This window comes from Chitinilyticum piscinae, from assembly GCF_015223195.1.
GTDB classification, from domain to species: Bacteria; Pseudomonadota; Gammaproteobacteria; order Burkholderiales; family Chitinibacteraceae; genus Chitinilyticum; species Chitinilyticum piscinae.
Window position 1 is genome coordinate 389,679 of record NZ_JADFUA010000002.1, and the last position, 13,636, is coordinate 403,314.

At 57.8% G+C, this 13,636-nt stretch carries 13 protein-coding genes; 7 read left to right on the forward strand and 6 right to left on the reverse strand.

The window, feature by feature from the left end; genetic code table 11:
• Window positions 1-30: 30 nt before the first annotated feature.
• Both pflA and pflB read right to left on the reverse strand, forming a co-directional pair.
• Entirely contained in the window at window positions 31-840 is an 810-nt protein-coding gene (gene pflA / locus INR99_RS05670; protein WP_194115351.1) for a pyruvate formate-lyase-activating protein, read from the reverse strand.
• Window positions 841-945: 105 nt separating this feature from the next.
• On the reverse strand, window positions 946-3,198 hold the full coding sequence (gene pflB, locus INR99_RS05675; RefSeq protein ID WP_194115352.1) for a formate C-acetyltransferase: 2,253 nt from the start codon (window positions 3,196-3,198) through the stop codon (window positions 946-948).
• A gap of 358 nt (window positions 3,199-3,556) precedes the next feature.
• Between pflB and INR99_RS05680 the strand changes: the two genes are divergently transcribed.
• The gene (locus INR99_RS05680; protein WP_228098094.1) at window positions 3,557-4,012 is read left to right on the forward strand and encodes a C40 family peptidase; all 456 of its coding nucleotides are present in this window, start codon (window positions 3,557-3,559) and stop codon (window positions 4,010-4,012) included.
• Between the two features lie 23 nt (window positions 4,013-4,035).
• Here INR99_RS05680 and INR99_RS05685 read toward each other — a convergent pair whose 3' ends face one another.
• The 4 genes from INR99_RS05685 to INR99_RS05700 form a co-directional block, all read right to left on the reverse strand.
• Window positions 4,036-4,506, reverse strand: coding sequence for a flagella synthesis protein FlgN (locus tag INR99_RS05685; RefSeq protein WP_194115353.1), 471 nt, complete (start codon window positions 4,504-4,506; stop codon window positions 4,036-4,038).
• A 36-nt stretch (window positions 4,507-4,542) separates the two neighbouring features.
• Window positions 4,543-4,821, reverse strand: a complete 279-nt coding sequence (gene flgM / locus INR99_RS05690) for a flagellar biosynthesis anti-sigma factor FlgM (protein ID WP_228098095.1) — start codon at window positions 4,819-4,821, stop codon at window positions 4,543-4,545.
• A gap of 354 nt (window positions 4,822-5,175) precedes the next feature.
• Window positions 5,176-5,541 carry an ArsC family reductase gene (locus INR99_RS05695; protein WP_194115355.1) on the reverse strand — a complete coding sequence of 122 codons (366 nt, stop codon included), beginning with the start codon at window positions 5,539-5,541 and terminating at the stop codon, window positions 5,176-5,178.
• Entirely contained in the window at window positions 5,541-6,701 is a 1,161-nt protein-coding gene (locus INR99_RS05700) for a PilT/PilU family type 4a pilus ATPase (protein ID WP_194115356.1), read from the reverse strand. The genes INR99_RS05695 and INR99_RS05700 overlap by 1 nt, the downstream gene beginning before the upstream one ends.
• Window positions 6,702-6,957: 256 nt before the next feature.
• Between INR99_RS05700 and rimP the strand changes: the two genes are divergently transcribed.
• From rimP to rpsO, 6 genes are all read left to right on the forward strand, one after another.
• Window positions 6,958-7,395 (forward strand): ribosome maturation factor RimP, encoded by a 438-nt coding sequence (gene rimP, locus INR99_RS05705; RefSeq protein WP_194115357.1) that lies wholly within the window; start codon window positions 6,958-6,960, stop codon window positions 7,393-7,395.
• A 40-nt stretch (window positions 7,396-7,435) separates the two neighbouring features.
• Complete coding sequence (nusA, locus tag INR99_RS05710; RefSeq protein WP_194115358.1) at window positions 7,436-8,932, forward strand: transcription termination factor NusA; 1,497 nt, start codon at window positions 7,436-7,438, stop codon at window positions 8,930-8,932.
• Window positions 8,929-11,622 carry a translation initiation factor IF-2 gene (infB, locus tag INR99_RS05715; protein ID WP_194115359.1) on the forward strand — a complete coding sequence of 898 codons (2,694 nt, stop codon included), beginning with the start codon at window positions 8,929-8,931 and terminating at the stop codon, window positions 11,620-11,622. Before nusA ends, infB begins: the two co-directional genes overlap by 4 nt.
• 90 nt (window positions 11,623-11,712) lie before the next feature.
• On the forward strand, window positions 11,713-12,087 hold the full coding sequence (rbfA, locus tag INR99_RS05720) for a 30S ribosome-binding factor RbfA (protein ID WP_194115360.1): 375 nt from the start codon (window positions 11,713-11,715) through the stop codon (window positions 12,085-12,087).
• A 57-nt stretch (window positions 12,088-12,144) separates the two neighbouring features.
• Window positions 12,145-13,077, forward strand: coding sequence for a tRNA pseudouridine(55) synthase TruB (truB, locus tag INR99_RS05725; protein WP_194115361.1), 933 nt, complete (start codon window positions 12,145-12,147; stop codon window positions 13,075-13,077).
• Between the two features lie 77 nt (window positions 13,078-13,154).
• A complete protein-coding gene (gene rpsO, locus INR99_RS05730; protein ID WP_194115362.1) occupies window positions 13,155-13,424 on the forward strand; it encodes a 30S ribosomal protein S15 in 270 nt (89 codons plus the stop codon).
• Window positions 13,425-13,636 lie beyond the last annotated feature (212 nt).

Genomic DNA, 13,636 nt, shown 5'->3' on the forward strand with positions numbered 1-13,636 from the left:
AGAGGGTGCAGCGAGATACATTGTTATGTGTTAGCAAACGAGTGTGTAAGGCAGGTAGTGGCTGAACTGGCTGCGCACACGATCGACGACCTCCTGGCTGGGGGGCGGAGTATCGGTCAGTTCGTACTTCATGCCCAGCTCCTCCCATTTATGTTCGCCCATCTTGTGGAAAGGCAGAACTTCGACGCGTTCCAGTAGCCCCGGGCCGTCGCGATTGAGTTCGGCGAGGAAGGTGGCAAGGGCATCAACGTCCGCTTCATCATCTGACCAGCCGGGTACCAGAACATAGCGAAGCCAGATTTTTTTCTTCAGGCGGATCAGCCGCCGGGCGAAATCAAGGGTGGGCTGCAGGGGTTTGCTGGTCAGGCGTTCGTACTTCTCGGGGTTCATCTGCTTGATGTCCAGCAACACCAGGTCGACATTGTCGAACCAGCTGTCGTCCAGATGTGCCGCCAGAAATCCTTGCGTATCGAGCGCGGTGTGCAGCCCCCACTGTTTCTTGACCCGGTAAAACACTTCGCCGACGAAATGAGCCTGCATGAGGGGCTCGCCGCCCGTGATGGTCAGGCCGCCGGCAAATTTCAGGAATTTGGCGTATTTACCAATTTCGGCGACAACATCATCAATGCGCATCTGCCGTCCCGAGTAGATTTTCCAGGTGTCCGGGTTGTGGCAGTAAAGGCAGCGGAACTGGCAGCCGGACATGAACAGCGCGAAGCGCATGCCGGGCCCGTCAACTGCCGCGCCGGTTTCAAAAGAGTGAATGTAGCCGACCAGATGCCCTTGGTCGTCAACTGTAGCCGGGAAAATCTCGCCGAGTGGTTTGGAGGGGTCGCTCATGGCTGTCTGTAAATTGTGCTGTAGCTTGTCATTGTAGAGGCTTTGCCGGATCTGGACGAAAAAACGGGCTAGCCTTGGCTAGCCCGTTGCATGCAGCGGAACTGCTTAGGCGTGCATGTGGAAGGTGCGGTTGATCACATCCAGCTGCTGTTCGCGGGTGAGCTTGATGAAGTTCACTGCATAACCCGATACACGGATGGTCAGCTGCGGATAGTTTTCCGGGTGTTCCATGGCGTCGATCAGCATGTCGCGGTTGAGCACGTTCACGTTGATGTGGAAGCCCGAAGCGCCGCAGAAGCCGTCCAGACAGTTGGTCAGGTTATTCACGCGATCCGCCAGTGTGTGCCCCAGTGCATCCGGAGTGGCCGAGGCGGTCCAGCTGATGCCGTCCAGCGCTGCGTCATAGGGCAGCTTGGCTACCGAGGCGCCAGCGGCGACGAAACCGGACTTGTCGCGGCCATTCATCGGGTTGGCACCCGGGGCGAACGGTTCGCCTGCACGGCGTCCATCCGGAGTGTTGCCGGTCTTCTTGCCATAGACAACGTTGGAGGTAATGGTCAGCACGGACTGGGTCGGCATGGAGTTGCGATAGGTCTTGTGCTGCTTGATCTTGTTCATGAAGGTTTCAGTCAGCCACACGGCAATGCTGTCGACACGGTCATCATTGTTGCCAAAGGCCGGGTAATCGCCTTCAATCACGAAATCGGTGGCGATGCCGGCTTCGTTACGGACAGTCTTGACCCGGGCAAACTTGATGGCAGACAGCGAGTCAGCGGCGACCGACAGGCCCGCGATACCGCATGCCATGGTGCGCAGGATGTCGCGGTCATGCAGTGCCATTTCGATGCGTTCGTAATGGTACTTGTCGTGCATGTAGTGAATGGCATTCAGTGCCTTCACATAATTCTTGGCCAGCCAATCCATCATCTTGTCGAACTTGGCCACGACCTCATCGTACTCCAGGTATTCAGAGGTGATCGGCTCGAAACCCTTGGCGACGATGGCGCCGGATTTCTCATCGACACCGCCGTTGATCGCATACAGCATAGCTTTGGCCAGGTTGCAGCGGGCGCCGAAGAACTGCATCTGCTTGCCAACCCGCATCGCGGAAACGCAGCAGGCAATTGCGTAATCATCGCCCCATTGCGGCAGCATCAGGTCGTCGGATTCGTACTGGATGGCCGAGGTTTCGATGGACATCTTCGAGCAGAAATCTTTGAAACCACGCGGCAGCTTGGTTGACCACAGGACGGTCAGGTTCGGTTCCGGAGCCGGACCGAGGTTGGACAGGGTCCACAGGGTACGGAAGCTGGTCTTGGAGACCAGAGTTCGACCGTCTTCACCCATGCCGCCAATGGATTCGGTTACCCAGGTCGGATCGCCGGAGAACAGCTGGTCATATTCCGGAGTGCGCAGGAAGCGAACGATGCGCAGCTTGATCACCAGGTGGTCGATCATTTCCTGGGCTTCGGATTCGGTGATGCGGCCTTCCTGCAGATCGCGCTCGAAATAGATGTCGAGGAAGGTGGAGATGCGGCCGATCGACATTGCTGCGCCGTTTTGTTCTTTCACGGCGGCGAGATAGCCGAAATATGTCCACTGGACGGCTTCCTGCGCGGTAGCGGCAGGACGGCCGATATCGAAGCCGTACTTGGCGGCCATTTCTTTCAGCTCAGCCAGAGCCTTGATCTGCTCGGACAGCTCTTCGCGGGTACGGATCACGTCTTCGGAGAAATCCACGTCATCCAGTTCGGCCTTTTCTGCCTTTTTGGCCTTGATCAGGAAGTCCACGCCATACAGCGCAACACGGCGATAGTCGCCGATGATGCGGCCGCGGCCGTAGGCATCAGGCAAACCGGTAATGACGCCGGACTTGCGGCAAGCCAGAATGTCCGGGGTATAGGCGTCGAAAACGCCCATATTGTGATCTTTGCGGTAGAGGTTGTAGGCCTCTTCAACTTTCGGGTCGAGTTTGAAGCCATAGGCGTCAAGGCCGGATTGCACCATGCGCAGGCCGCCATTCGGTACAATGGCGCGCTTGAGCGGCGCATCGGTCTGCAGGCCGACGATGACTTCCAGATCCTTGGCGATGTAACCTGCATCGTGCGCAACAATGCTGGTGCCACGATCGGCGGAAACATCCAGAACACCCTTGGCGCGTTCTTGTTTCAGCAACTCGGAGAGAACCGCCCATTGCTTCTGCGTCCGCTCGGTCGGGCCGGCCAGAAAGCTGTCATCGCCTTCGTACGGGGTATAGTTCAACTGGATGAAGTCGCGGACTGCAACTTGCTTTTGCCAGTCTCCGTTGGCGAAACCGCGCCAGGCGTCGAGTTGGAGGGTGGTTTCCGGTGCGTTCATGATGATGCTCCTAGTGGCAATGTCTGTTTGACTACCTGTACCTCGTCGAGCAGGGTAGGCTCGGCTAGGTGAAATCCCTGATCTACGTGGCATAGATTAGCACGCCGTTTTGGTGTAATGCCTCGTAAATATGTACGCTCAATCGTAGCAAGGATGGCGAAGGAAAAATTGATCTTGATCATGTTTTTCCTGCTGTTGTTGGAATGGCTTTTGCTACATTTTCTGTTGCGATGCAACAATTTATGCGCGTGCATGGCGATATGCCGGTATTACCTTGTGGCGTTCAAATTTGAATAAGCGGATCGGATTTGCAATGGCAATATGTGGTTTCAAGCGATGTGTGGCTGTGGTGCTGTGTATGAGCTTGCTGGCATGCTCCAGTGCACCCAAGAAAACTGGGCCTGCGCCCGCGTCAACGGTACTGTTGCCTTCGGCGCTGGGGCAGGAGGTCGTGCTTCAGGCGCTGGCACTCATTGATACTGGCTACACCTTTGGCGGGGCAAATCCGGAGGCGGGGCTCGATTGTAGTGGCTTGGTTCGTTTTGTTTACGGACAGGCTGCGGGAATTGCGTTGCCACATAATGCAGCACAGATCGCCGAATTGGCACGTGCCGTCTCGAAAGAGCAATTGCGACCGGGGGATCTGGTATTTTTCAATACCCTGGGCAAACCGAAATCTCATGTCGGGATTTATATTGGTGACGGTCGCTTTGTGCATGCGCCGAATTCCCGGGGAAAGGTTCGGGTTGAATCAATGAATCAGTCGTATTATCTCAGTCGCTTCGAAGGGGGTGGAACGCTTTTGCTCGACTGATGATGGTGTGAATCCGGCAGGGATCAGGCTGAACCGCGGTGTCTGCCGCTGCCTGGGGTATTGCTCAGTTTGCCGTCAGCTGAATAGGCTGCGCTTTCATCATGCTGACCTGTCTGGAGTAGCTGCTGCAGAAATTGTGCTTCAATTTCCTGGCGGTTGCTGATCAACTGGCCGTTGGTACGGTTGAGCAGATCGGCTTCGCGTGTGCAGTCAATCAATTGCCCCCAGGTCGTCAGGAGTGCAGGCTGGTAGGTGCTGAACCAGTTGCGGATTGTTTCGCTGCTGTCCAGTACCTGTTCACTGCTGAAAAACGCCCGGCGTGCCTGCCCGGCGGAATCCAGCGCTTTCAGTAGTGCAGCCTTGTTTTCCAGCAGTGTGCTCAGATCGTCGAGGCGGCGTTCCGTCAGGGCCTGCTGTTCCTGACGCAACAAATGACAGAGCTGGCGCATTAGTGCCAGCTCTTCTGTGAGGGCTTGCGATAGTTCCTGAAGCATGACTTTGATTTAGCGTTGGTCGCGAGTCGGTGTGGTCTAGCGCTCGAGTAGTTCCTTGACGCTATCAAGCAGGCCGTTGGCGATGGCTTCGGGCTTTACCTGGAATCGGCCTTCGGCAATGGCCTGGCGAATCGCCGCAACTTTTTCAGCGTCAAAGCTGCTTTCGGTCTGGCCCACTGCCGCACCGGCACCCAGCTGCACATTCTCCCCGGATATGGTGGGAGATTCGCTGCTTTTGCTGCTGTTTGCCGCCTTGGTTTCGCCGCTGCGCAGCTGTGTAGGGGCCAGCGGCTTGCCCTGACTGTCGATTTTCATGGTCGGCTCCATCGTGCCAGATGCAGGGCTTGCGCCCTGACAATTGCTATATTAAGCGCTTTATCGGCGTTCTGGCGTACTTCTTGAGTAAATCCTTGCTTTTCTAGTCGTCCCTGTTCGGGCGCCACCGGAAATCGCAGTTGCTGCAGTGGCATTCATAGTCGATATGGTGGCTGGGTAGCTTATTATCGGCTATCTGATTGCTGCTCGCCCCGCAGTCAGGGCATCCGGGTTTCGAATCAGTCCGCGGATGGGGCTGCTGCTGCATGGCATGTGCTGCTGCGGTGGTATACTTGTTCTGCATTGAGAATACCCTGCTCTGTATTACGCTGTTGCTGATGATTCGTAAGGCTTTCAGGGTGATACGGTCGATCCAAGTCGCTGCTGGTACAAGTGTTCGCTGAAGCCGACGATGATGTCTCCATCCGCCAGTAGGAGTACCGGGCGCTTGATCAGGGAGCTGTAAGTGGCCATTGCCGCGCAGGCGCTGGCCGTGTCGCAAATTGCGGCCTGTTCTACCAGGGGTAGTTTTTTCCAGGTTGTTCCTTTGCGATTCAGCAGGGTTCCCCATCCGCAAAGTGCTGCCCAGTCATGAAGTTGAGCGGCGGAAATTTCCGACTTTTTAAAGTCGTGCCAGTGATAGGCAACCTGCCGTTCATCCAGCCAGCGCTTGGCCTTTTTAACTGTGTCGCAATTGCTGATGCCGTACAGGTGCAGCATCAGTGCAGCTCCATGTTGAAGGAGACTTCAGGCTCGTTGCTTTCCGGTGGCTGCTGCGTGGTCGACTTGCCGCTGCTGGCTGCCTTTTCCTGTTCCTCGACGGTTGACGAATTGTTGACCATCCAGGAGAGGTTGGTAGCAGAATCAGCATTGCGCAGCGCTTCATCGAGATCCACTTCGCCGGAACGGTAGAGTCGATACAGCGATTGTTCGAAGGTCTGCGAGCCTTCGGATAGGGATTGCTCCATGGCGTCCTTGATGTCCGCCAGATCGCCGTTGCGGATCAATTCGGCGATGCGGTTGGTGTTGAGCATGACTTCAACGGCCGGAACCAGTACGCCCTGCTTGTTACGGACCAGGCGCTGCGAAACGATCGCTTTCAGCGAGGTGGAGAGATCGTAGAGCAAGGCTTCTCGAGCTTCCTGCGGGAAGAAGTTAACGATACGGCTCAGCGAGTGATAGCTGTTGTTGGCGTGCAGGGTGGAGACACACAGGTGGCCGGCTTGGGCATACTGCATTGCGTAGAGCATCGTTTCCCGGTCGCGGATTTCGCCCATCATCAGCACGTTGGGGGCTTCGCGCATGGCGTTCTTCAGGGCTTCGGAATAGCTGCGGGTGTCGATGCCGACTTCGCGCTGGTTGAAGATGGACTTCTTGTGCGGGTGGAGGAATTCGACCGGATCTTCAATGGTGAGAATGTGGCCGGCGTGATTTTCATTGCGGTAATTCAGCATCGCCGCCACTGTGGAGGACTTGCCCGAGCCGGTCGCGCCGACCAGCAGGATGATGCCGCGCTTTTCCATGATCAGGTCTTTGAGTACCGGCGGCATGCGCAGTTCTTCAACCGTGGGGGCGTTGATGCGGATGTAGCGGGCCACGAGGCCGATATTGCCGCGCGCCTTGAAAATATTGATCCGGTAGCTGCCGGTGCCAGGTACTGACAGCGCGAAATTCATCTCCCATTCCTGCTCGAAGCGGGCGATCTGTTCTTCATTCATCAGCTGGTAGGCCAGCAGCTTCACGTGTTCGGGGTTGAGTACCTGATTGTTGACCGGATGGCATACGCCCTGGATCTTGATGACGATAGGGGAGAAGGCGGAAAGAAACAGGTCCGACGCATTGCGTTCGGCCATCAGCTTGAAAAACGGCAGCAGGTTCATGGCGCTGGTCCGGCGGGTTGCGAGTATCTTCGGGATTGTACCTATACCACCATATGGCCGTGCAAGCGCTTGTCGCGCGCTGTTGCGGTGATGACCGGTCAGGTCGGGGGGGCTTGGCAGTTTTCTCGCGGGAAGACTTCTGTTATGATTCGCAAAAGCTCGCCGGTAGTGTGTGTGGCGGGCTGTCCTTTTTTCGAATGTCGAATGGGCGCAGTTTTGCAGCCCATTTTTTGTTTGTGGTGCGTGAAAGCGAGTTATGGCAGTCAGTCTGCAAAGTTTGGTTGAAACCACCTTGCCCGGTATGGGGTACGAGCTGGTTGATCTTGAGATCGGTGCGGGGGGTATGGTACGCCTGTTCATCGATAAGGACCCCGGCGGGGTGACGATTGATGACTGTGTTGCCGTCAGCAATCACCTGACACGCCTGTTTATGGTCGAGGAGGTTGCCTACGAGCGCCTGGAGGTGTCGTCGCCAGGGCTTGATCGGGTGCTGAAAAAACCATCTGACTTTAGCCGCTTTGCCGGCCAGCATGTGCGGGTGAAATTGCGCCTGCCCTTGCCAGACAAGCGCCGCAATGTAATTGGCCGACTGATTGGGCTGCAGGATGACTGTGTCGTCGTGCAGGTGAATGAGGAAGAGCTGCGTCTGCCGCAGTCTCAGATTGATCGCGTGCGGCTTGAGCCGCAGTTCTGACATTGTCCCGGCGCGTAGCCGTACCGGAGGAAGGGTTGCAATGAATCGTGAAATTCTCGTGCTGGTTGATGCACTGGCGCACGAAAAAAACGTAGACCGTGACGTGGTGTTCGGGGCTCTGGAGCTGGCTCTGGCGTCCGCCACCAAGAAGCGTCTGAATGAAGACGAAGCCGAAGTACGAGTTTCCATTGATCGTCATTCCGGCGAGCACAAGGCATTCCGTGTCTGGGCGGTGGTGGAAGATGATGATCATGAAATGCCGGCCTGCCAGATCGCCATTACCGATGTGGCAGACTACGATGCCAATCTGAAGGTAGGTGACGTCTGGGAAGTCGAGCTGGAGCCGGTTGATTTTGGCCGTATCGGCGCACAATCCGCCAAGCAGGTGATCCTGCAAAAAATCCGCGATGCCGAGCGCGAGCAGAATCTGAATGATTTCCTGCAGCGTCGCGAGCACATCGTCTCGGGCGTGATCAAGCGCATCGAACGCGGTAATGCGATCATCGAGATCGGCAAGCTGGAAGCCATACTGCCGCGCGACCAGATGATCCCGAAGGAAAACCTGCGGGTGGGTGATCGCGTCAAGGCCTTCCTGCTGCGCATCGACCGCATGGGCCGTGGCCCGATGCTGGTTCTCTCGCGTACTGCCTCCGATTTCATGGCCAAGCTGTTCGAGCTGGAAGTGCCGGAGATCGAAAACGGCTTCATCGAACTCAAGGGGGTGGCGCGTGATCCCGGTATGCGCGCCAAGATCGCCGTCAAGTCGAATGATCAGCGCGTCGATCCGCAAGGTACCTGTATCGGTGTGCGTGGCACCCGCGTCAACGCGGTAACCAATGAGCTTGCCGGTGAACGTGTCGACATCGTGCTGTGGTCGCATGATCCGGCCCAGTTTGTAATCGGTGCACTGTCGCCGGCCGAGGTCAACTCGATTATCGTCGATGAAGATAACCACAGCATGGACGTGGTTGTTGACGAATCCAATCTGGCGATGGCAATTGGCCGTGGCGGCCAGAACGTCAAGCTCGCTTCCGAGCTGACCGGCTGGAAGCTCAATATCATGACCGTCGAGCAAGCCGAACAGAAGCACGAAGAAGAATTCAGCAAGATCCGCGAGCTGTTCATGGCAGCGCTGGATATTGGTGAAGACGTCGCCGATGTGCTGGTTCAGGAAGGCTTTACCACCCTGGAAGAAGTGGCTTACGTGCCGCTCAACGAAATGCTGGAAATCGAAGCTTTTGACGAAGATACCGTCAACGAGCTGCGTGCCCGCGCTCGCGATGCCTTGCTGACCCAGGCGATCGTGCGCGAGGAGAAGCTGGAGCATCAGGCTGAAGATCTGAAAACCCTGGAGGGTATGACCCCGGATCTGGCAGCCACTCTTGCAGAAAACGATATACACACCCGAGATGATCTGGCCGAGCTCGCGGTGGATGAATTGACCGATATGACCGGCATGGACGAAGACTCGGCCCGACAACTCATCTTGAAAGCGCGCGAGCACTGGTTCGCTGATGCGCAAGGAGATAACGCATGAGTGAATTGAAAGTCAGCCAGTTTGCCGCCGAATTGAAAATGCCGCCGCAGGAGCTCCTTGAGCAACTGCGTGCAGCCGGTGTTAACAAGAGCAATGAGGGTGATCTGCTGACCGCGGCTGACAAGGCCCGTCTGCTGGATTACCTGAAGCAGAAGCACGGTGCCGGCAAGGCACAGATTACGCTTGCCCGCAAGGAAACCAGCGAAATCCGCAAAACCGATGCGACTGGCAAAGCCAAGACCATTACGGTTGAAACACGCAAGAAGCGTGTAGTGGTGGCGCCTGAGCCGGTGGCTGCGGCTCCGGCGGCGGCCTCGGCCCTGCTTGCTCAGGCTTCCGCTGCGGTCATCGATCCGTCCGAGCAGGCGGCCCGGGAAGCCGAGGCGCGCCGCCAGAACGAGTTGCGTGAACGCCAGGCGGCTGAAATGCGTGCCAAGCAGCAGCGCAGCGAACCGGTGGCTCCGGCTGTTGTGGCCGAAGTGGCTGCCGAGCCGGTTGCGGCTGCGCCGGTTGTTGAGGCTGCGCCTGCTCCGGTCGAAGTCAAGGCTGCCGAGCCGGCGGTCGTGGCTGCGCCGCCTGCACCGCGTCATCCGCCACGAGTCGAGCCGACCCGCAGCAATTCCGACTCCCGGCCGTCAGGTGGTGATAACCGCCCACGTGTCGGGCAGCGTGTCGAACTGCGCAAGCCCAGCGACAAGCCCATGCGTGCACCGGAGCCGGTCAAGGCTGCTCCGGCGCCGGCGCCGACCGCCAAGCCGACTGACCGCAAGGACAAAAAGGACGGCAAGAGCAACTGGGAAGACGGTCGCGGCAAGAAGGGTATCAAGACACGTGGTGGTGATGCCGGCAGCGACTGGAAATCCGGCAAGAAGGGAGGCAAGCGCCAGCAACAGCAGGACAATGCCCACGGCTTCCAGGCTCCGACCGAACCGCAAATCAAGGAAATCAGTATTCCGGAAACTATCTCGGTTGCCGATCTGGCGCACAAGATGTCCGTGAAGGGCGTTGAAGTCGTCAAGGCGCTGATGAAGCTGGGCATGATGGTGACCATCAACCAGGTGCTGGACCAGGAAACCGCGATGATTGTCGTGGAGGAGATGGGTCACACCCCGATTGCGGCCAAACTGGATGATCCGGAAACCTATCTGGATGGCTCTGAAGGCGACGTTGAACATGAGGCTGTTGACCGCGCGCCGGTCGTAACCGTCATGGGGCACGTTGACCACGGCAAGACCTCGCTGCTGGATTACATCCGCCGTGCCAAGGTTGCTGCGGGTGAGGCCGGCGGCATTACCCAGCATATCGGTGCCTACCACGTCGAAACCGAGAAGGGCATGATTACCTTCCTCGACACCCCGGGTCACGAGGCGTTTACCGCCATGCGTGCTCGTGGTGCCAAGGTGACTGATATTGTGGTGCTGGTGGTGGCCGCCGATGACGGCGTGATGCCGCAAACCATCGAGGCAATTCACCATGCCAAGGCAGCCGGTGTGCCGCTGGTGGTGGCCGTGAACAAGATCGACAAGCCGGAAGCCAATCCGGAGCGCATCCGCCAGGAGTTGGTAAGTCACGAAGTGGTGCCGGAAGACTGGGGTGGTGATACGCAGTTCGTGCATGTTTCCGCCAAGAAGGGTGAGGGTATCGACAACCTGCTCGACGCGATCTTGCTGCAGGCTGAAGTGCTCGAACTGAAGGCGCCGGTCGATGTGCCGGCCAAGGGCATCATCATCGAAGCCCGTCTGGACAAGGGGCGCGGTCCGGTTGCATCGTTGCTGGTGCAGTCCGGTACGCTGAAGAAGGGTGACATGCTGCTGGCTGGCCAGGTGTATGGTCGTGTGCGGGCAATGCTCGACGAAAATGGCAAGCCGATCGACGAAGCCGGTCCGGCGATCCCGGTTGAAATTTTGGGTCTGTCCGATGTGCCGGGTGCCGGCGAAGACGCCATGGTGCTGGCCGACGAGAAGAAGGCGCGTGAAATTGCGCTATTCCGTCAGGGCAAGTTCCGCGATGTCAAGCTGGCTCGCCAGCAGGCGGCCAAGCTGGAAAACATGTTTGCCCAGATGACCGAAGGCGAGGTGCAGAACCTGCCGGTGATCATCAAGGCCGACGTTCAGGGCTCCAGCGAAGCGCTGGCCGGCAGCCTGCAAAAGCTGTCGACCGAAGAGGTTCGCGTGCAGATTCTGCACAATGCCGTTGGTGCGATCAGCGAATCCGACGTCAACCTGGCGCTGGCCTCCAAGGCGGTCATCATCGGCTTCAACGTGCGCGCCGATTCGGCTGCACGCAAGCTGGCCGAAGGTGAGGGCGTCGATCTGCGTTACTACAACATCATCTACGATGCGGTGGATGACGTGAAGGCTGCGCTGTCGGGTATGCTGGCTCCTGAGAAGCGCGAGCAGGTCATTGGTATGGTCGAAATCCGTCAGGTCTTCACCGTTTCCAAGGTGGGCTCGATCGCCGGTTGTCTGGTGCACGAAGGCGTGGTCAAGCGCGGTGCCGGTGTGCGTCTGCTGCGCAACAACGTGGTGGTGCATCAGGGCGAACTGGAAAGCCTCAAGCGCTTCAAGGACGATGCGAAGGAAGTCAAGGCTGGCTTCGAGTGCGGTCTGCAGATCAAGAACTACAACGACATCGCCGAAGGCGACATGCTCGAAGTGTTCGAAATCATCGAAGTGGCCCGTACCCTGTAATTGCGCGAGGGTCGGGACGAAGGGGGAAGCAGGAAGGGCGCAGGTCCTTCTTCCTTCCCCCTTTGCCCATCCTGCATTTGGATAAAATCTATGCCGAAAAAATCATTTTCCCGCGCGGATCGTGTCTCGCAGCAGATCCAGCGCGATATTGCCGAACTGATCCGTGGCGAACTGGATCACCCCAAGGCCAGCCTAATTACTGTGACCGATGTGGAAGTCACGCGTGATTATTCGCATGCCAAGATTTTCTATACCTTCCTCGGAGATGCGGAAGGCCAGTCGGAAATTGCCGACAAACTTGAACAGGCCAAGGGTTTTCTGCGCAGCGAACTGGCGCGCGGCATTACGCTGTTCAAGATGCCCGAACTGCATTTCGTGTATGACCATTCGGTCGAGCGTGGCATGCAGCTGGAAAGTCTGATCAATCAGGCGGCTAGTCTGCCCAAGGCACCGGACGAGGAGTGAGGGTATATTGCTGCGTGCTTTGTGAATAAAAGTGCTCAGATGTATACCTGATGATCTATGGCAAAACGCAAAATCGATGGCGTGCTGCTGCTCGACAAGGGGCACGGCTGGTCGAGCAATCAGGCGCTGCAGAAGGCGCGCTGGTTGCTGCAGGCCGAGAAGGGTGGGCATACCGGTGTGCTGGATCCCTTTGCTACCGGCCTCTTGCCCTTGTGCTTTGGCGAGGCGACCAAGTTTGCGCAGTGCATGCTGGATGCTGACAAGGGTTATCGGGCGACGCTGTGTCTGGGCAAGGAGTCGACCACGCTGGATGGCGAAGGCGAGATTCGCGAAACGGGTACTGCGCCGGCGGATGTGTCGCAAATCGAGGCAGTCCTCGGGCAATTTGTGGGGCCGATCAGTCAGATTCCTCCCATGCATTCGGCGCTCAAGCGTGACGGCAAGGCGCTGTATGAATACGCGCGTGAAGGCGTCGAAATCGAGCGCGCCCCGCGCCAGGTCACCATCTACGGTATTTCGCTGGTCAGCTATGCCGCACCGGAGCTGGTGATTGATGTCGATTGCTCCAAGGGTACTTATATCCGGGTATTGGCTCAGGATATCGGCAGAGCTTTGGGTTGCGGGGCATACCTCACGGGACTCCGGCGTACCCGTACTGCCGGTTTTACGCTGGATGGCTCGATCAGTATCGAGTCCTTCGAGGCCATGGGCATGTCCGAGCGTGAAGCCCTGTTGCGGCCGGCAGATGGTCTGCTGGCCGAGCTACCCGAGCTGGTGCTCGACGAGCGCCAGTTTGCACTCGTCAGCCACGGCCAGCGTCCGCGGGTGCCACCGGGCGTGCTGTCGCAGGGGGAATATCGGCTTTACGTGGCAGCGGAAAAGCCGGATAATCGCCGGTTCATCGGTTTGGGCGAAGTGGTGGTGACCGGTAACGGTTGCGAACTGCGGTCCAAACGGCTGCTGGCTGATCTGCATCATCCTGATGCGTGACAGCGAGCGAGAAGCCTGGGCTGGTTCCGACTGGCCTTGGCTCGTCTGGCAGGAAACTGCCCATTTTGGAGAAAGTAATGACTGTAACAGTTGCCCAAAAGGCTGAAGTAGTTAAGCAATTCCAGCGCGCTGCTGGTGACACCGGTTCCACCGAAGTTCAAGTGGCTCTGCTGACCGCCCGCATCAACGATCTGACTCCGCACTTCAAGGAGCACAAGAAAGATCACCACTCCCGTCGTGGTCTGCTGAAGCTGGTTTCCCGTCGTCGTCGTCTGCTTGACTACCTCAAGCGCACCAACCTCGAAGGTTACCGCGATCTGATCGCCAAGCTGGGTCTGCGCAAGTAAGCGCAAGCTCGGAAAGTCGCAGTCGAAGGACTGCGACTTTTTTGTTTTCGGGGTGCCGGTTTTGCCGCCGCCCCAAACCCTCAGTCCGGTTTAACAGCGGATCCGGCGGTCGGAGTGGGGGTAGGTTGTGCCGGAACCGGCAGTGATGCGGCCTTACCCGATGTGGGTGAGTGCTGCAGGGTCTCGCTGACAATCGCCTGCAGATCGTTGCA